At 60.6% G+C, this 18,473-nt stretch carries 14 protein-coding genes; 5 read left to right on the plus strand and 9 right to left on the minus strand.

All coding sequences use genetic code 11. From position 1 onward, the window contains the following. Positions 1-84 precede the first annotated feature (84 nt). Complete coding sequence (locus KT71_RS15785) at positions 85-1,551, plus strand: alanine/glycine:cation symporter family protein (RefSeq protein ID WP_008294358.1); 1,467 nt, start codon at positions 85-87, stop codon at positions 1,549-1,551. On the opposite strand, the gene KT71_RS15790 is transcribed toward KT71_RS15785, so the two are convergent. Together KT71_RS15790 and KT71_RS15795 are read right to left on the minus strand one after the other, a co-directional pair. Beyond that, a complete protein-coding gene (locus KT71_RS15790) occupies positions 1,533-2,741 on the minus strand; it encodes an MFS transporter (RefSeq protein ID WP_008294357.1) in 1,209 nt (402 codons plus the stop codon). The two genes, KT71_RS15785 and KT71_RS15790, sit on opposite strands and share 19 nt — an antisense overlap. 47 nt (positions 2,742-2,788) lie before the next feature. Then, on the minus strand, positions 2,789-3,802 hold the full coding sequence (locus tag KT71_RS15795; RefSeq protein ID WP_008294356.1) for a class I SAM-dependent methyltransferase: 1,014 nt from the start codon (positions 3,800-3,802) through the stop codon (positions 2,789-2,791). A 164-nt stretch (positions 3,803-3,966) separates the two neighbouring features. Between KT71_RS15795 and KT71_RS15800 the strand changes: the two genes are divergently transcribed. Together KT71_RS15800 and KT71_RS15805 are read left to right on the plus strand one after the other, a co-directional pair. Continuing rightward, on the plus strand, positions 3,967-4,797 hold the full coding sequence (locus KT71_RS15800) for an SDR family NAD(P)-dependent oxidoreductase (protein WP_008294355.1): 831 nt from the start codon (positions 3,967-3,969) through the stop codon (positions 4,795-4,797). Positions 4,798-4,814: 17 nt separating this feature from the next. Continuing rightward, a complete protein-coding gene (locus tag KT71_RS15805) occupies positions 4,815-5,816 on the plus strand; it encodes a DUF1570 domain-containing protein (protein ID WP_008294354.1) in 1,002 nt (333 codons plus the stop codon). Between the two features lie 38 nt (positions 5,817-5,854). On the opposite strand, the gene KT71_RS15810 is transcribed toward KT71_RS15805, so the two are convergent. The 5 genes from KT71_RS15810 to KT71_RS15830 form a co-directional block, all read right to left on the minus strand. Continuing rightward, a complete protein-coding gene (locus tag KT71_RS15810; protein WP_008294353.1) occupies positions 5,855-7,006 on the minus strand; it encodes a saccharopine dehydrogenase family protein in 1,152 nt (383 codons plus the stop codon). Between the two features lie 104 nt (positions 7,007-7,110). Beyond that, positions 7,111-8,424 (minus strand): phospholipase C/P1 nuclease family protein, encoded by a 1,314-nt coding sequence (locus tag KT71_RS15815; protein WP_008294352.1) that lies wholly within the window; start codon positions 8,422-8,424, stop codon positions 7,111-7,113. A gap of 135 nt (positions 8,425-8,559) precedes the next feature. Further along, complete coding sequence (locus KT71_RS15820) at positions 8,560-9,243, minus strand: class I SAM-dependent methyltransferase (RefSeq protein WP_023660178.1); 684 nt, start codon at positions 9,241-9,243, stop codon at positions 8,560-8,562. 27 nt (positions 9,244-9,270) lie between these two features. Beyond that, on the minus strand, positions 9,271-9,816 hold the full coding sequence (locus KT71_RS15825; protein WP_023660179.1) for an outer membrane beta-barrel protein: 546 nt from the start codon (positions 9,814-9,816) through the stop codon (positions 9,271-9,273). Further along, entirely contained in the window at positions 9,782-11,035 is a 1,254-nt protein-coding gene (locus KT71_RS15830; protein WP_008294349.1) for a glycerol dehydrogenase, read from the minus strand. Before KT71_RS15830 ends, KT71_RS15825 begins: the two co-directional genes overlap by 35 nt. A gap of 102 nt (positions 11,036-11,137) precedes the next feature. Here KT71_RS15830 and prlC point away from each other — a divergent pair, with 102 nt between their 5' ends. Beyond that, positions 11,138-13,171, plus strand: a complete 2,034-nt coding sequence (gene prlC, locus KT71_RS15835) for an oligopeptidase A (RefSeq protein ID WP_008294348.1) — start codon at positions 11,138-11,140, stop codon at positions 13,169-13,171. 19 nt (positions 13,172-13,190) lie between these two features. Here prlC and KT71_RS15840 read toward each other — a convergent pair whose 3' ends face one another. Next, positions 13,191-14,156 carry an alpha/beta fold hydrolase gene (locus KT71_RS15840; RefSeq protein WP_040362422.1) on the minus strand — a complete coding sequence of 322 codons (966 nt, stop codon included), beginning with the start codon at positions 14,154-14,156 and terminating at the stop codon, positions 13,191-13,193. Positions 14,157-14,160: 4 nt separating this feature from the next. Further along, positions 14,161-16,392 carry an acylase gene (locus KT71_RS15845; RefSeq protein ID WP_008294346.1) on the minus strand — a complete coding sequence of 744 codons (2,232 nt, stop codon included), beginning with the start codon at positions 16,390-16,392 and terminating at the stop codon, positions 14,161-14,163. 167 nt (positions 16,393-16,559) lie between these two features. Between KT71_RS15845 and KT71_RS15850 the strand changes: the two genes are divergently transcribed. After that, positions 16,560-18,416, plus strand: coding sequence for a choice-of-anchor I family protein (locus tag KT71_RS15850; protein WP_008294345.1), 1,857 nt, complete (start codon positions 16,560-16,562; stop codon positions 18,414-18,416). Positions 18,417-18,473 lie beyond the last annotated feature (57 nt).

The following is an 18,473-nucleotide window of genomic DNA, read 5'->3' on the forward strand; positions in this document are numbered from 1 at the left end:
CCCCTTTGAGGCCGGCTCGCGCCCAAAACTTGTGTTGCTCGCCACAGCCGGTATGGTCGTGACTCCTTCGACCGAGAAACTTTGATGAGTCAGTCCATCGATGCCACCGTAGAAGCCCTCATAAAACCCTTTGCTGACGGCCTGGCGTCATTCATTTTTTACGAAATCCCCATCGCCGGCATCCCCGTTCCCTGGATAGTGCTGTGGCTCGCTGTCGCTGCGAGCTTCTTTACCGTTTACCTGGGCTTTCTCAATATTCGCGCCTTCCCCCTCGCCCTGCGCATCATCCGCGGGGACTATCACGACCCCGATGCCCCGGGAGAGATATCCCACTTCCGGGCGGTGGCCACCGCCGTCTCCGGCACCGTGGGCATCGGCAATATCGGCGGCGTCGCCGTGGCCATTACCATTGGCGGCCCCGGCGCGGCGCTCTGGCTGGTGGTCGCGGGTCTGTTGTCCATGAGCACCAAACTGGTGGAATGCACCCTCGGCGTGAAATACCGGCGACACAACGCCGATGGCTCCGTCTCCGGAGGCCCCATGTATTACCTGGAGCATTGGCTGAGCGTCCGTGCCTGGCCAAAACTGGGGAGGGCCCTGGGCGCTTTTTATGCTGCGAGCCTGATGATCGGCTGTCTGGGCATTGGCAATATGTTTCAGTCGAATCAGGCCTACGTGCAGTTTGTGAATATCAGCGGCGGCGAGCAGAGCTATTTCGCCGACAAAGGCTGGTTATTTGGCATCGCCATTGCCGTGCTCGTGGGCCTGGTGATCATCGGCGGCATTCGCACCATTGCCGGCTTTGCCGCCAAGGTGGTTCCCGCCATGGCGCTGCTTTATGTGGTCTCAGCCCTGGTCATCATTCTGCTGAGCTACGCCGAAATCCCCCAGGCCCTGAGCTTGATCGTCACCACGGCCTTTACCTGGGAGAGCGCCACGGGCGGCATGATCGGCGCCATGATCGTAGGTTTTCAGCGGGCGCTGTTTTCCAACGAAGCGGGTATCGGCTCCGCCTCCATTGCCCACTCGGCGGTGCAAACCGATGAGCCCGCCTCCGAGGGCCTGGTCTCCTTGCTGGAGCCTTTTATCGACACCGTGGTGATCTGCACCCTGAGCTCGCTGGTGATTGTCGTGACCGCCTTCCCCAATGGTTTGATGGACAGTGGCCTGGAAGGCATCGCCCTGACCTCCGCGGCCTTCGCCCATCACGTGAGCTGGGCGCCCTACCCTCTCGCCGTCGCGGCCCTGTTGTTTGCCTTTTCTACCGCGGTGTCCTGGAGTTACTACGGCCTGAAAGCCTGCACCTATCTTCTCGGTGAAGGCGCCCTGGTGCAGAACATCTTCAAGTTCGTGTTTTGCGGATTCCTCGCCCTGGGCTGCATGATTCAGCTGGAGTCGGTGCTGGCGTTCTCCGACGCCATGGTGTTCCTCATCGCAGTACCCAACATCATTGGCCTGTATCTGTTTGCCCCCGAGGTAAAAGCCGAGGTCGCTCGCTTTCGAAAGGGCATCGCCAACGGCCGCATCACACCCTACGAATCGGTGGAGTGATCCGGCGCTCTGCTGCGCAGCTTGAGCACGACCACCAATGCAAACAACGCGGTGCCGGCAAAAGCTAAGGGGAACCCTGCCACATCCGCCACACTGCCCACCAGCACCGCGCCTATCGCCGGCGTTCCCATGGCGACCACCGCCCAGAGACTCATCACCCGCCCGCGATAGTCCTCATCCACGGTGAGCTGCGTGAGCGCCTGACAACCCGTGCCGATGGTCGTTGTGCAGCCGGCGATCAGGCCGATAGCAAGCGTCGTAACCCATAGCTCCCGCCAAAGCCCGGCACTGAAGGCCGTCATGGCGGAGAGAGAAAGCCCCAGCAGAACAATATGAAAGAGCCGTCGCAGATGCCCGCTCTGCCTCGATACCAGCAAGCCGCCCAGAATAGAACCGGTGCCCGCCGCCGCCGTGAGGGTGGCCAGGGTCGCTGAGTCGCCGGCGAGGAGTTTTCCCGAGACCGCCGGCAACAGTTCGATCACCGTGCGCCCCAGCATGCCGCTGGCAAGCGTGAGCAAGAACACCTGTTTGAGCATCGTGTCGCGACGCAGATACCCAAGACCCGCGCGCAGCTGTGCGATAAATGGGGGTTTTGCTTCGCTGCTCGCTTCGCGCTCGGTGCCGGTCACTCTGGTCAGCAGTAACACAGCACCGATGCAGATCAAGGCTGCGGTGGCAAAGGCCGCGGGCACGGAGGTGACCAGGAGCAGCCAGGCTCCCAGGGCCGGACCAATGATGCGTGAAGTGTTAAAGATAATCGCCGAGTAACCGATTGCGCTGGGCAAGGCCTCGCGCTCCACCAAACGGGGCAGAAACGCCAGGCGAATTGGCGTGTGGGCGGAGGTTACCGCGCCGAACACCAGGGCGAGCGCCGCCAGGGCCGGCAGTTCCAGCAACCCAAGGGTCGCCGTGATCGCCGCAAGAGCCGCCAGCAGTCCCGCCAGGCTGATGGTGACCAGCAGTCCATTGCGGGGATTGATGCGATCGGCGGTAATCCCGAAAACCGGCGTCAGCAAAAACGTTGGCACGAGCATGAGTCCGGCAATCGTGCCCACCCAGAAGGCGGACGCCGTCAGCTCCCAGGCCGTCCAACCAAAGAGAAACCGGATGATCCAACTGCCCAGGGTCGATAGGCAGGTAGAGGGAAAATAGCGACGAAAGCGCGGCTGACCGAAGGCCGAGCGGTGCACGGCCTGTGTTTTAACTAGCTTTGGGGTTGTTGGTGCAATGGGCCGCGTTACTCAGGCTTCTTAAACAGCAGCGTCATGCGGTTTGACTCGCCGATGGCGGTCATTGCTGCGGCGAGCTCAGGATCGTCGTTGCTCCCCGAGAGCGTCGGGGGCAGACGCCAGACGACATCGTCGGTGCTGGGCATATCCCGGGGGTTTTCGTTGATATCGCTCTCCCCCAGAAACTCAAATCCGGCAGCCTCAAAACGATTGATGACAAAGCTCTTTTTCAAATAGCCCGCGGAACCGTCGGCCCAGGCATCGGGGGCATCTTCCGGCGCGCTGTGCTGCACGACGCCCACAATGCCGCCGGGCTTTAGCGCATCCCGGGTGTTTTCCAGAGACGTGGTCAGAAACTCGCCATCGGATTCGAAGTGGGCAAGATTGTGCAGGGCGCGAATAAAGAGCACGGCATCCACTTCCCCATCGAGCCGCTCAGGCAGGCTGCCAAACTGGAATGCGTCGAGATCCGCCACGGGGGCGTCGAACCAGCCGCGGGCTTCCGCCAGCCAGTCATCTACCCAGGTTTCCTTGGCCTTGAGTTGCTCCTCGGAGAAAAAACCAAACAGGGGGAACAGGGCCGGATCGTAGTCAACGCCGATGAGCGTGCCTTCAGCCCCCAGATAGGGCGCGAGAATTTTGCTGTACCAGCCACCGCCGGGCAGGGCTTCGATCACCGTCATACCCGGTTCGATGCCAAAAAAGTTCAGGGTCTCTGCGGGATGGCGCGCGTCGTAACGGGCCTGCGCTTCTGCCGGCTGAGCCGCCAGCACCGCGGTGAGGCTATCCTGCGCCGCGGCGGTTGAAGCCGCTGCCGCGTTCTCAGCAGCAATCTCAGCGGCATTCGCAGCACTTGCAGCAGCATTATCAGCAGCATCTCCAGCCGCAGTCGCTATGCCGGCATCAGCTGTGGCATCACTGCCTGCGACGGTAGCTTCATCGGATTGACAGGCGCCCAGGGACAGGGCGAAACCGGCGGCAAGCAGAGCCGCGTATAGGGGATGACGATGGGAAAACGACATAGGAAACTCCTAGAACGCTGAAAAAAGGAGGCACGTACCGGCGAAATGGCAGAAAGCGACGCCAACAGTGCTACGGGGTTGTCAGTATACCCGCTGGACCCGACCCGAGCTCTCCCTTATTGTGCCCAGCTTCCCGATCATTCCTCTTAACGACAGGATCCGCCATGAATAACTTTGACAACACCGTGGGATTTATTACCGGCGGCGCCGCCGGCATCGGCCTTGGCGTCGGTCGCGCCCTGGGACTCAAGGGCATGACCCTGGTGTTAGCCGATGTGGAAGAAAATACGCTGGATAAAGCGGCGGAGGAGCTGCGCGCCGAGGGCATTACCGTGCACACGGAAGTTCTGGATGTGCGCGACGCCGACGCCTATCGCGAGGTTGCCGAGCGCACCCTGGCAACCCATGGCAAAGTGAATTTTCTGTTTAACAATGCCGGCGTAGGCGGCGGTCACACAAATGCCGGTGAAACGCCCCTGCAGGACTGGCGCTGGGTCGTTGACGTCAATCTCATGGGCGTGGTCCACGGGGTAGAGTTCTTTCTGCCGGCGATGCGCGCATGCGGTGAGTCCTGCTACATCATCAACACGGCATCCCTCGCCGGACATACGGCAAACCCCGGCATGGGCGCCTACTGCGCCACCAAGTTTGCCGTTGTCGGCTATTCCGAAGCCATGCGCTATGAGCTGGCGAACTCCAATATCGAGCTCTCGGTCCTCTGTCCCGCCTGGGTAAAAACCCGCATCGCCCAGAGCCGTCGCAACCACCCCGATCCTGAGGAAGCGGCGCAGGCCAGCGGAGAGCAGGATGGCATGAACATGATCGACCAGATCATTGCCAACGAGGGCATCAGCGTCGAGGCTCTCGCCGAGCGCGTCGTGGATGGCATGGCCTCGGGCACTTTCTATCTCTTCACGCATCCGGAGTTCTGGCCGGCGATGAAAGAACGCCTTGACCGCATCACCGCGGATTACAACGAAGTCATGCCCGGCTAGGATCACGGCGGCACGGCATGGGGGGGCTAAGAGACCAGGCGCGGCAGCACCGCAAGACCGTCACTGCCGGGGTGATCTTTGGCATCGCCATCGGACTCTGCGCCGGTGCGGCGGTGGCCTTTTTCTACAAATCTCCGCCCTCCGCGTCACCTCTAAGGTCACCTCTGTCCTCAACCCAGGCATCGGCGCCCCCTCTCCTCGCGGCAAGCGACTGTGCGGACACCGGCATCAACGCCGCGGAAGCGGAAAAAGCGTTTTCCCTGCGTGTGGAGTCCGAGGGCGTCACGCTTAATCGGGCCCTGGAAGAGAAGCTCGCAGTAGGCACCACCCGGACCTACGCCCAGTGGCAGGAATGGCTGGGGGATGGCGCTTTGCGGCAGTCCCAAATCAATATCCGCTTTGTGGGGGACGCCCGGCGGTTCCGCGAGATCTATGGCAAACCCAACGGGGAAGCATGGACCACCACGGGGTTCTACCGCATGCGCAGCAATGAGGCGCTGATTCTCTACACCCCTGCGTATCGCGGAAGCGCTCTGGGCAATGCCTTTCACGAAATCTCCCATCTCATCACTGCGCGTCATCTCGGCGCCACGCCGCCGTGGCTCAACGAAGGACTTGCGGAACACTATGAGTCCCTGGAGGTAAAGGGCAGCAATGCGCGATTCACAAGCAACGCGGACCACCTTCGCTTATTGCAGCGCCGGGGCGCCGTGAGCGTAGACACGCTGACCACGCTGTCGCAACAGGAATGGATGGGCGAGGATGCCGAAAGGCGCTACGCCAGCGCCTGGGCCCTGATCGCCTTTCTGCTGGAGACGCCCGCCGGCGCCGAGACGCTCAAGGGTACGGTCCTTACGGCCTACGCCGGCCGCTGTGACTCACGGAGGGACCTTAGAGTCACGCTGGAGGACTATCCCGGCGGCACAGCATCCCTACAGGAGGACTGGCAGGCCTGGCTGAGTCGCCGCTATACGCGGCTCCCTCATACCCGGGAAATTACCGCCGACGGTTCTTTATAAGACCGCTGAGGGCTCCTTACAAAACCGCTGAAGGCTCTTTATAAAACGGTAAAGGACACGCCCGCGTGTTCCTGGAGGCGCTTGCGCAGCGGTTCACCCATCACCGGCGCCGCGGTGAAACATCCCCCGTGACCCTTGGGCGTTTGCGCAAGGCAAATAGCCGCCTCGGCAATCATCTTGGAAGTGGAGCCATAACCGGGGTCGCGATCCCCGTAGACCTGCACGGTGACGCTGTCGCCGTTGTCGTTACTGCCGATGTAAAGCATGTCGTAGAACCCGGCCTCGCGCTCCTCCTTGCTCGGGCCCTCACCCGGCTTGAGGGTCATATCCAGCACCATGTCACCGCCGGCGGCATCGGGCTTGCTCTCCCCCAGAAGAATCATTTCGTTATATACCAGATCAGCGCCATAGGCATGGCCCAGTAACTGGTTGGAGCGATGGACGTTCTTGGTATTGATGGAGGCCATGATGAAGGGGCCGGACCAGTTGTTGAGTTCCTCTTCAAAGAGCATTTCGTTGCCCGGCGGCTGATCGGGACCGACAAAGCCGTCCGTGAGCACGAAGGGGTTCACGAGATCAGCAAACAGCGCGGGATCCGCTTTCACCGAAGCCATGGTGCCCTTGAAAGACGCCACGGTGCCACCGGAGGCCGTGCCTTGCATAGCCTTTACGCGACACTTCACCCGGGGAAGCGGTGCCCCGAACTTCGCATTGGCGACCTGCTGCAACAGGTGGACTCCAAGATCCGAAGGCAGGGAGTCAAAACCGCAGGAAAAGACGATGCGTGCACCACTGTCGCGGGCCGTTTCGTCGTGGGCCGCAATCATGTCCTTCATCCACAGGGGCTCGCCATTGAGGTCCACGTAATCCGTTCCCAGACGGGCGCAGGCGTCGACCATATTGCTGCCGTATTGCGCGTAGGGACCCGCGGCGCTGAGCAATACCCGCGTTGCGCCCGCCAGGCGATCGAGGCTCTCCTGATCGTCGCTGTCAGCGACCAGGAGCGGAACGCTGCCGTCGATGCCCAGTTCGTCGCGCACCTTCTCCAGCTTGGCGCTGTTGCGACCCGCCATGGCCCAGCGAAACTCCGGCTCATCGCCATAGCTTTGGTGCAGGTATTCGCAAATCAGCCTGCCGGTAAAACCAGTGGCGCCAAAGACCACAATGTCAAAATCTCGGGAATCCGTCATGCGGGGGCATCCTCTGCCTGTGAATTATTTTTGAGGGATCCAAAGCCTAGACCGGAAAACCTGGCCGGGCAACCGACAACGGTCCCGGGTCCGGTGGAGCGCTCTTAACTATCCGCCGACCACGCCTGTTTTGCATCATTGATCCACGCCTGAGCGAAGCGAGAGAAACGCAGCATTTGCTCGGCGATCACAGCGTCCAGGGTCTCGATGGCAATCTCACCCCGATCGCTGGCAACGGTCACCACGATGGCGGCCTCCTCGCCCGAGCCATTCCACTCAAAGGCCGGATCAGACACGTAGCGCGGCGGCATATCCACGACGAGGGCCAGGTCGAGATCTTTGCCGGCATCCACGCTTTCTTTTGTCAGCTCGTCGCGGACAGTGCGCTCATTGAACTCGGGCACCGGTTCGCCCCGGGCAACGGCGGCGAGGATAATGTTGTCCCAGGACTTCTCTTCGAGAGCCTTCTGGACCCGCTGGTACTGATAGGACTCCAGCACGCCGTGACGGTTGGATACCAGTTGAATGGCGTCTACGGTTTTACCGCGAAGCACGGTCCAGATACCTTTCATGGTGCCAACGCCCGGCAGGGGGTGGGCATGGTAAGGCTGGGTGAGGTCGCCGATGTAGTGCAGCCCCCAACCGGCAAAGCGCCACCCCCAATAGTCGTGGCCCGTCTCAAAAGCAAAACGCGACAGGGCACGGAACAAGGACACACGCCACTCGGGGTAGGTACGCAGCAAATCGGGCTGGGCTTTTCGCGTCACCCAGTCCAGATGATAAAAGCCCATGTGAAAGGGGGCCTGGGAGCTGTATTCCAGATTGGGATTGCCAAAGGGCTGATCGCCAAACCCATACCCGGCGCCAAATTCCGTGTCGTTATCCGCAAAAAGTCCGATGTCCATACCAAAGTCCGGCTCATCGCTGCCGCTCGCCAGCACATGCGCCGGCGCCACATGCTCACCGCTTTCAAGCGCGATGTAGACGATGGAATCGTGAGACACCCCGCCATCGAGAAAACTCAGATCATCAAAGCGCTGTGCTTTGAGGGGCGGCACGGCAGGGTCCTCCACGGTACTTTGCCGGTAGAGGGGATAGGCAAGCTCGGGGTTCACCCGGATAGCACGCAAAAACGCGTCGCGTAAATCATCGGCGTCGGCGGAGAAGGCCAAGCCCTCGGGTCGCGAGGCGTAGTGAGACAGAGTCGCCCGGGACATCGCCTCATGACTATTCAACAGCTCTGCCAGTCCCGACGCCTCGGCCTGCAAAAACGCATCGAGAGACTCCACCTCCAGGGAGGGGCTCAGGAGTTCCGGCTGAGTGCGCACCAGGGGCCACAGGAGGCTTGCATGATCGGACCAAGCCCAGACGGGGCTGCTGAGTAAAGAATAGATCAGGGGGATAAACCAGAGTCGCATGAGGAAACTGCACCGCTACACTACACAGGACCCAAAATCATACCGATACTCGAGAACTATCGCAGGATTCGTTTACTGTAATGCTGCCTAAAAAAAGGGGCGGTTACGGCCTTACTCCGGCGATCCTGACCACCATCACGCCCCGGTAGCCGAATAAACAGACCGCGAGGACGCGGCGTAAATCGAGACGCGATTGAATTCTCCCGCCTCGTCCATGTCGGGGATGGTACAGCTGATTTCTTCGCAGATCTTTTTGTAGGGCTTTACCGCAAAGTCGCGGACCCGGGAATCGGCGATGAGTACGGTATCGGCGCGCTCCACAAATCGCCGCAGCCACGGAAAGTTACCTTTGTCATAGAGCACGTCGGCCACCAGGATCAGATCGACCTCACCCTGCACGGCCTCAAAGTCGTCGCTGAAGCTGAGGGCCACATTATTGAGGGCTGCATTGTGACGCGTCGCTGTGAGGGCCAGGGGATCAATATCACAGGCGACAACTTCCTCCGCGCCAGCCATCGCCGCCGCAATGGCCACCACGCCGGAGCCGCAGCCAAAGTCCAGGACGCGTTTTCCCCGCACTAGTTCCGGGTTCTCCAGCACATGGGCCGCCAGCACACGCCCCGAGGCCCAGCAAAGAATCCAGTACAGGGGGTTATCCATCACCCGGCGCGCCGTTGCCTCATCGAGCTGTCGCTGCGGTGCCATGTCCCGGATCAACGCCAGAGACAGAGCGTGATTTGAGAGTACGGACTGGACACTCAAGCGCGCACCGGGCAGCACCCCCTCCAGGGCACCCTGCAGGTTTGCAGGGGCGTGCAAATTCGGGCCTCGCTCACTCACGGGCAGCTAGAAGGGTCTCGCCACCGTGACACCAAAAATAAACAGATGCTCATTGTCGACAAAATCCACGTCAATCTGCGGCGACAGCTCGTATTTACCCACGTGGAAACCGTACTCAAGGCCCACTCGGAGTAAAAAAGCACTGCCCTCTTCCTCGGAGTCTTCGATGCCGGGCCCGGCGTACAGCTTCCAGGGACCGCGATGGTACGCCAGGGGTACCACGGCAACGTTGGTATGGAAGTCGCCGCCTACATGCTCCAGGATAGCACCCACGCCAAACTGCTCATTCACGCGGTACTCGTACTCCAGACCCAGGGTAAAGCCCTGATTTCGGCGTGTTTCCGTGGTATCGCCAAAAAACACGCCAAGGGTGTGGTGAGGAAAACCAAGTCCGCCGTGATGAGAAGAAGATTCATGAACACTACCATGGACCTCAGACTGAGACGCATCCTCGGCAAGGGCGGATGCGCTGAGTAAAATCGTCAGCGCAGCGCAGAGGGCCCCGCCGACACCCGGTCTAGCTGCTCCTATGTATCTGCGCATAAGCTGCATCCCCCAACTCCTCAGTCACCTCGCGCCCCAAGCGATCTGCCGCCACAATGGCCGCCCGCAGCTTTTCGGCGCTTACTTCCATAGGCATGTTCGCCATAAACGGGAAGGCCAGAGCGGCCTCGACCACCGCATCAATGCTTACGGCATCGTCAGCCGAGAGCGCAAGCTGACCCAGGTGTACCGGGAGTCCCACGTTGACAAAAAAGGCCGTGGCGCGTCGCGCCTCATCATGCCAATTCTCCAGCGCCAGCTGCGCGAGGACACCCATGGCCACCATCTCGCCATGGAGAAACTGCTTATGCACGTGGTCCAATACCGTGTAGGCCTGGGCAAAGCCATGGCTCGCCGCCAAACCGCCGCACTCAAATCCAATACCACTTAACAGGGTGTTGGCCTCGACGATCCGCTCCAGGGCCTCGTCAATGCTCCCCGAGGCCAGGGCCGCCAGGGCCGCCTCACCATCGCGGTACACCGTCTCGGCACAGAGCTGCGCAATAGCGGCGCCCGCAAGGGTCGGCCTTGCACCAAAGGCCGTCACCGCAGCGGGGTTTTTGGAGCAGGCCCGTGCCTCGTACCAGGTCGCCATGGCGTCACCCATACCCGCAATGAGATAGCGGGCCGGTGCGGCGGCAACCACCGCAGTGTCCATCAGAACCAGCGCCGGGTTTTCCGTGAATACCTCAAAGGCCTCCGTAACGCCCTCGGGCGTATAGATGACCGAGGCCGCGGAACAGGGCGCATCATTCGAAGCGAGAGAAGGGACCACCACCGACGGAACCCTCAGACGGTGCGCGATGCTCTTCCCCGCATCCACCACCTTGCCACCACCCAGAGCGATCACCGTTGCGGGAGCGGCGTCCGAGGCAAGGAGTGCGTCCGTGTGGGCGTTGATTTCGGCGAAGGAACATTCGCCGCCAAAGGTGAGAATCGTCGCAGAAATACCCGCATCCTCAAGGCTCTGCAGCAGAACGGCGCCCTCTGCCTGCTGGCTGCGGGCGGAGAGCAACACCGCACAGGAATCAAAACCCAGCTTGCGCAGATAGCTTCCCGTTTGCCCGATAACCCCGGGGGCCTGCACATAGCGACGGGGGCTCCCAAAAACCCTGGGCAAGCCCTGGGCTGCGGTGGGTAAGGCAAAAAGTTCAAGAGCAGCTGTCTCGCCACCTTCGCCACCTTTGCCACCTTCATACTGCTGTGACTGTTGCGCATCAAAAGCCATGAGTAATCTCTTTTCTTTGTTCGGGCAAAGTTTAAGGCAAATACCCACCGCCCGCCGCTTCATGGCAAAATTGCGCGCCCAGACCCCAGCATGGAAACCCCAATGTCCAACCCGCTTCTAGCCGATGGCCCTCTACCGCAATTTCAATCCATCCTGCCCGAGCATGTGGAACCGGCCATCGATGAGCTTCTGGCCCTCAACCGGGAGCAAATTATCCAGCGGCTGGAATCCGACGAAACACCCAGCTGGGAAAATTTTGTGGAGCCGCTGGAGCTTCTGGATAACCGCCTGTCCCGGGCCTGGTCACCGGTGTCTCATCTTAACGGCGTACTGAACAGCGAAGCGCTCCGGGAAGCTCACAGCGCCTGTCTGGCCAAGCTCTCGGATTTCAGCACGGAAATGGGCCAGAACGAAGCGCTGTATGAGGCCTACAAAGTGGTGGCAGAACATGCCGACGTGCTCAACGCCGATCAGAAAAAGTTTCTGAGCAATGTTCTGCGGGACTTCAAGCTCTCGGGTGTGGACCTCCCCGAAGACAAGAAGCAGCGCTACAAGGAAATACAGCAATCACTCTCGGCGTTGTCGAGTGACTTTTCCAACAAGGTTCTGGATGCGGGCAACACCTGGAGCAAGGCGATCACGAACAGCGAAGAACTGGCGGGGCTACCCCAGACAGCCATGGACCTCGCAAAGCAGATGGCCGCCGACCGCGGCCTCGAGGGCTATCTTCTCACCCTGGATTTCCCTTCCTACCTGCCGGTGATGACCTACGCCGACGATGCCGTGCTCCGGGAGGAGATGTATCGCGCCTTTGCCACCCGGGCCAGCGATGAGGGTCCCCAGGCCGGGGAATTCGACAACACCGAGAACATGCGCGAGATTCTGGCGCTGCGTCACGAGGCGGCGCAGCTTTTGGGTTTTAACAACTACGCCGAGCGCTCCCTTGCCACCAAGATGGCGCGCAGCACCGACGAGGTCATGGGTTTTCTGAATGACCTGGCGCAGCGCTCCAAAGCCCAGGCCGAAGCGGAATTTGCGGAGCTCAAGGCCTACGCGGCCGAAGTGCATAATCATGGGGATCTTAAACCCTGGGACGTCGCTTACTTTAGCGAGAAGCTCCGCCAGCATCGCCACAACATCAGCGAAGAAGAGGTCAAACCCTACTTCCCCGTGAGCCGGGTGATTGCGGGTATGTTCGACGTCGTAGGAAAACTCTTCAGCGTCAGCTTCCACCGGGTCGACGATGTGGAGACCTACCACCCCGACGTCAGTTTCTATGAAATCCGCGACCCCGATGGCAGCGTGCGGGCGCAGTTTTACTTTGACCTCTGTGCCCGACAGCACAAGCGCGGCGGCGCCTGGATGGCGGACTGCCAGTCGCGTATGCAGACGGCCTCCTTCGAACAGATCCCCGTGGCCTATATGACCTGCAACTTCACACCGCCCGTTGGGGACGCCGATGTTCTCCTCAACCACCGCGAAGTGGAGACCCTGTTTCATGAATTCGGTCACGGACTCCACCACATGCTCACCCGCGTTAACTATCCGGGCATTGCCGGCATCAGTGGCGTCGCCTGGGACGCGGTGGAGCTGCCCTCCCAATTCATGGAGAACTACTGCTGGGAACGGGAAGCCCTGGATCTGTTTGCCGCACACCATGAGACGGGAGAGCGCATTCCCGAGGATCTCTACGAGCGCATGATCGCCGCCAAAAACTTCCAGTCGGGCATGATGATGGTGCGACAGCTGGAGTTCGCCCTCTTCGATTTCCGTATGCACCTTGAGTACGATCCCGCGACGGGCGATGCGATCTACAAGATTCTCGATGAAGTGCGAGAACAGGTGGCCGTGGTGCCCGCGCCGGCCTGGAACCGCTTTCCCCATGCCTTCTCCCACGTGTTTGGCGGCGGCTATGCCGCTGGCTATTACAGCTACAAGTGGGCCGAGGTGCTATCTGCAGATGCTTTCTCACGCTTTGAGGAAGAAGGCGTGTTTAACGAAGCCACGGGAAAACGCTTTCTCACAAGCATTCTCGAGCGCGGCGGTTCCGATGACGCCATGAACCTGTTTGTGGACTTTCGCGGCCGCGAACCCAAGGTCGATGCCCTCCTTCGACACACGGGCATCGCCGCTTAACCCGGCGGCACTTTTCTTCTCAGCTTATGCCGGGGCTGCTGCTCGGGCTGGACGTCAGGTTCAGGGACTCAAGAAACGCGCTCACAGGCGCCAGAGAACGAACAGGGTCCTCTTCCTGAGGTACGTGTCCCAGCCCCGGCAGCGTGACCAGGCGGCTGTCGGGGAGATTCGCCTGATAGTCGGCTGCGTTCTCGATGGGAATGGCGCCATCCTCCTCACCCCACAGCAACAGCACGGGCACAGGGATGCGCGATAGCAGGGGCCTTGGGTCCACCAGCACGGTCTGCGCCATGCGCTTAATCAACGCATCCCGGGACCCCGGGGCCAGCATCAGATCGTGGTAGCGCGATACCACGGCATCCGTAAGGATCTCGGGATTGCCGTAGGCGGGCCGCAGGCTCATCTCCAGCAAAAACCGCGGCAGCGTATAGCGCATGAGCTCTGTCATGGCAGACACCTCCGGGGCTTTACCGTATTCGAAGCCCTCGCTGGCGAAGCCATCGGGAGAGATAAGCACGAGACCGGAGACCCGCCCGGGATAGGCCGCCGCAAAGCGCCAGGCAAGCCGCCCACCGATGGAGTTACCGATCAAGACGACCCTGGCCACCGCAAGGTCCTCCATGATCGCCGCCATCAACGCCAGGGTTCGCTCATCGGAGTAATCGCCCGAGGGGTCCGGGTGAGACAGTCCGGCTCCAGGCAGGTCCATGCGAATCACACGGTACCGGTCCTCCAATGCCCGGGCCCAGGCGTCCCAGGTATGGAGGCTTGCCCCGAAGCCGTGAAGCAGGAACAGCGCCGGCGCGTCCGGGGGACCGGAAACCCGCAGGTGGAGACGCACGCCATCCACCTCCCGGAGGTCCTCCCCGCCCTGCAGGTATCGGGCCTCGAGTACCGAACGACTCTTATCGGGGGTCCACAGGGCTCCAACGGCGACAAGGAGCAGAACAAGCAGCCCGATCGTGAGCTTCAGAGACACAGACACCGCGTCAGTCTGTGCCCTGCAGCCGTTCACCCGGGTGATAGCGGCGTACCGCCCGGGCGTCTACATCCTCGCGATAAAAGGCCACGTCCTTAAACTCCCGATCAATATAGGGCTGAGCCTGATCGTAAAAATGCGGGGACTCGGGATCGCCGCTCTGGCCGCCGGCGAGAATACTTTTGGCGCGCACCCGGTCACCGAATTCCACTACCGCGACAAAGCTGTTGCCGGAGACCCCGTACAGACGTTTTGTGTTTCGCCCCACGGCCCGGTAAGACGCGAGGGCGCCCCAGTCTCCCGACGCCAGACCCACGGGGAGGCTGGGCTTATCGTCATCAAAACTGAGATTGATATCCCCCGATAATCGCTGGAAGCGGTTGATCTCCCCCCAGGGGGTGTTCCACTGACCGAAATCGTTTTCCAGGCGTTTTACCGCCGACGCAAACACGCGAAGCCGCTCATCGAGAGGCGACTCTTGGCCGAAATAGTTAATCAGCGCCATGCGCCGGAGCCCCCGGGGATTCGCGCCATCCTCCCGATACTGCATACCGTAAAACTGGGCCAGGGACATGGCGACGGAATCTTCGCGGGTACGCCTATCCCAATCCCGCAAAGCGGCAATGGGGGCTGCCAGCTCAGGATAGGGGTCTCCCCCGGCGTCATAAGCCTCAATCAGTCCGGAGATCAGGACCTCGAATCCCGGCAGGTAATTGTCGTAGGCCAGATCAAGAAGCCCCTCCAGCGTTAGATCAGAAACACCCTCTAATACCTGCTGCGCATGGATGCCCCGAAAGTTTTCTTTATCGGGTGCCATGTACACCGGATAATCCTCACGCCTGGGACTGAACGCTCCCGCTGCGGTAAAGGGTGTGGAGTTACAGTTTTGCAGCCAGCCGTTCTCGGGATTGATCACGGTGACAATCTCATCCACCGTATGCAGGCCCTGCCAGTCCGTCGCGGGATTGCTACCGTCCACCGGCCTGGAAAAATCAAACTGCGTATTGCGCCGGGGGATGAAGTTGCCGTGGTAGTAGGCGATGTTGCCCGATGAATCGGCATACACGGTGTTGTTGGAGGAATTCGTGCGCAAATCCATCATCTCGTTGAAACCCTCAAGACCGGATTTCTTGCTACGCACGTAGGACTGCTCCAGTGCCGTCACGGGATCCCAGTTGATCCGGGTCGCAACCCATTGACCGTCGAGCATATGGGTAATGGGACCGTGGTGCGTGCGGTAACGGGGGAAGGTTCGCTCCGCCATGCCATCGGCGGTTTTGTAGCGCAGGGTGACTTCTGACACCTCAACGGGCCGCAATTCATCGCCATAGCGATACATCAAGGCGCCGTCAGCACCATCAGCATCCTCGACAATCTCTTCGACGAACTCGTCCATAAAATCCACACCGGTGGAGGTATGCATCCAGCCCGTGTGTTCGTTAAAACCCTGGTAGACAAAAAACTGCCCCCAGGTGACGGCGCCGTAGGCGTTCAGGCCCTCCTCACTCACCACGTGGACCTCACCGCGAAAGTACAGCGAGGTGTGAGGATTGATCAGCAGCATGGCATTGCCGGAGCGCGTGTGCTCACCGGCGATGGCAAAGCCGTTGGAACCCAGATGCTGTTCGTAGCCCAGCGTCGGCTCCCGCGCCTGCTCCAATTGCGCTAGGGCGATGGAGCGCCCTTCGCCGTAAAAAGCCTTGATACCATCAAGCGGAATTTGCTCGATATCACCGCCGATAGAGCCCTCGAAAAAGAACATGGGCATCCAGGGCTCAAAGCGGGTGAGGACCTTGGGCGTCACCTCCGGATGTGTCGCCAGGTAATAGTTCAATCCATCGGCAAATGCGTCACAGAGGGCCTGAAGCCATGGCGGCGCCTTGGCGTAGGCGGCTTTCGCTTCGTCCGTGGACATATACAGCCGGGCGCGGAGGTCGCTGAAAAGCGCGGCCTCCCCCTCGGCTTCCGCCAGGCGGCCGATCGCCCAGTAATAGTTGCGCTCCACTCTCGGAAAATCATCCTCCGCCTGGGCATACAGCAGGCCGAACACCGCGTCCGCATCGGTCTTGGCGTAAATGTGGGGCACACCGTAATCATCCCGGATGATAGTGACGGCCGCAGCACGCGCCTCGAGACGCGCAAGCTCAGGATCCACGGCAACACTTTTCTCACTCTCACAGGCCGTGAGCACCACAACGGTGCAGAGGGCGACCCACCAACGGAACACTGCAGAAAAACGCATAAATCCACTCACTGTTTACGGGCTACAAAAACATCACGTTATCACCGAAGCGTCACAAAAACGTCACCGTTTCGCCGCATTTTCTTCATCAATCTGTCATGCAGCTGCCACAGGCTTGTCATCTTTGCTTTCGCCCGCATCGGGCCCCATCGGAAGGGAGTTAACGCATGTCCTACAAACGTTTACTAATCAGTCTTGCCCTTATCGGACCTCTGAGTCTAGCGGGTTGCGAGGGCGACGACGGTGCCGATGGCGCCCAGGGCCCGGCCGGACCCGCGGGCCCTGCAGGCGAGCCTGGCACGGACGGCTCAAGCAGCAGTGCCAGCACCATAGCCCTGAGTTTTCTGGGCCGTTATGAAACAGCGGAGTTCGATGAGTCCGCCGCAGAGATCGTTGACTACGACCCCGCCACCGAGCAGGCCTTCGTGGTCAATGCAAACTCCGGACAAATCGATGTTATCGACATCAGTTCGCCTTCGACCCCGACTCTTGCCAGCTCCCTTGACGTGGCCGCAGACGTTGCGGGGGCGATTGCCGACCTGGCCGATGCCTCTGCCCTCGGCGCTGCAAACAGCGTAGCCGTCTCCGATGGCGCCCTGGCCGTTGCCATCGAGGCAGACACCAAGCAAGACAACGGTTACATCGCTTTCTATCAGACCGACGGCACATTCCTCTCTGCCGTCGAGGTCGGCGCGCTTCCCGACATGGTGACCTTTACACCCGATGGCAACAGCGTACTGGTCGCCAACGAAGGCGAGCCCAATGGCGATTACAGTGTTGACCCCGAAGGCAGCGTCAGCCTCATTGACGTCTCAGGCGGCGTGTCTGCCGTCACCCAGGCGGATGTGACTATGCTGGATTTCACGGCGTTTAACAGCGGCGGCAGCAAGTCTCTGGGCAGCGGGGTGCGAATCTCGGCCAAGGCAGCCAGTGTTGCTCAGGACCTCGAGCCGGAATACCTCACCGTGTCTTCGGACAGCAGCACCGCCTGGGTCGCTCTCCAGGAAAACAACGCCGTGGCGGTGGTTGATATCGCCGGCGCAGAAATCTCCGCCGTTCTGGGACTGGGTTACAAGGATCACGGTCTCATCGGCAACGAATTGGATGCGAGCAACCGCGACGGTGGTGCCAATCTCCAAAGCTGGCCCCTGCGCGGACTGTTCATGCCCGACACGATCACCAGCTATGACTATGCGGGCAGCACCTATCTGGTTACGGCCAACGAGGGCGATGCCCGGGAGTACCTGACCGATGCCAGCGACGAGGCCGACTGCACGGCCCAGGGCGGCTTTGATTTTGACGACGGTGATTGCTTCCACTACCTCGACGAGATTCGCGCGGGCGATCTTCTGGATGTGGGCGCGACCGTTGAGCTGGGCAACCTCAGCCGCTTCGCTCCCGACCTGGAAACCCTGCTCCAGAACGAAAACCTCGGTCGTATCAAGATTGTCGTTGATCAGGGCGTGACCGGCTGCAGTGATCTGGCTACCACCGGGCAGCCCGATGCCAGCTGCAGCTATGAAGCACTTTACAGCTACGGCGCCCGCTCCTTCTCCATCTGGGAGGGCAGCACCGGTGCCCTGGTTTTTGACAGTGGCAGTGACTTTGAACTGATCACGGCCCAGCGTCTCGGCGAGGGCTTTAATGCCAGCAACGATGACAACGAGGGCGATGATCGTTCCGACGACAAAGGGCCTGAGCCCGAGGCTGTGGAAGTTGCTACCATCGGCGGCAACACCTATGCCTTCATCGCTCTCGAGCGCGTCGGAGGCATCATGGTCTACGACATCAGCAACCCCCAGTCCGCGGAGTTCGTGCAGTACATCAGCACCCGGGACTTCTCTGTAGATATCGGCGATCTGGTCGATGCGGGCGACTTTTCCGCTGCGGGTGATCTTGGTCCCGAGTCCATCAAGTTTGTCGCCGCCGATGACAGCCCCAGTGGCGAACCCATTCTCATCGTCGGCAACGAGGTCAGCGGCACCACGGCGATCTTTGGCGTGACGGTCGTCGGTAGCGACTAAGGCCCCTAACAGCAGCTAAAGCAGCCCCGCCTACTTCTCCAGGCGGGTTTTTTTTTC

The sequence above is a fragment of the Congregibacter litoralis KT71 genome (assembly GCF_000153125.2).
Classification (GTDB): Bacteria; Pseudomonadota; Gammaproteobacteria; order Pseudomonadales; family Halieaceae; genus Congregibacter; species Congregibacter litoralis.

What these genes read in the sequence shown, in the direction of transcription:
- prlC (WP_008294348.1), top strand. Translation starts at nt 11,138, where the DNA reads ATGTCCAACCCGCTTCTAGCCGATGGCCCTCTACCGCAATTTCAATCC.
- KT71_RS15810 (WP_008294353.1), bottom strand. Translation starts at nt 7,006, where the DNA reads ATGACGGATTCCCGAGATTTTGACATTGTGGTCTTTGGCGCCACTGGT.
- KT71_RS15815 (WP_008294352.1), bottom strand. Translation starts at nt 8,424, where the DNA reads ATGCGACTCTGGTTTATCCCCCTGATCTATTCTTTACTCAGCAGCCCC.
- KT71_RS15785 (WP_008294358.1), top strand. Translation starts at nt 85, where the DNA reads ATGAGTCAGTCCATCGATGCCACCGTAGAAGCCCTCATAAAACCCTTT.
- KT71_RS15830 (WP_008294349.1), bottom strand. Translation starts at nt 11,035, where the DNA reads ATGGCTTTTGATGCGCAACAGTCACAGCAGTATGAAGGTGGCAAAGGT.
- KT71_RS15850 (WP_008294345.1), top strand. Translation starts at nt 16,560, where the DNA reads ATGTCCTACAAACGTTTACTAATCAGTCTTGCCCTTATCGGACCTCTG.
- KT71_RS15845 (WP_008294346.1), bottom strand. Translation starts at nt 16,392, where the DNA reads ATGCGTTTTTCTGCAGTGTTCCGTTGGTGGGTCGCCCTCTGCACCGTT.
- KT71_RS15805 (WP_008294354.1), top strand. Translation starts at nt 4,815, where the DNA reads ATGGGGGGGCTAAGAGACCAGGCGCGGCAGCACCGCAAGACCGTCACT.
- KT71_RS15825 (WP_023660179.1), bottom strand. Translation starts at nt 9,816, where the DNA reads ATGCAGCTTATGCGCAGATACATAGGAGCAGCTAGACCGGGTGTCGGC.
- KT71_RS15795 (WP_008294356.1), bottom strand. Translation starts at nt 3,802, where the DNA reads ATGTCGTTTTCCCATCGTCATCCCCTATACGCGGCTCTGCTTGCCGCC.
- KT71_RS15800 (WP_008294355.1), top strand. Translation starts at nt 3,967, where the DNA reads ATGAATAACTTTGACAACACCGTGGGATTTATTACCGGCGGCGCCGCC.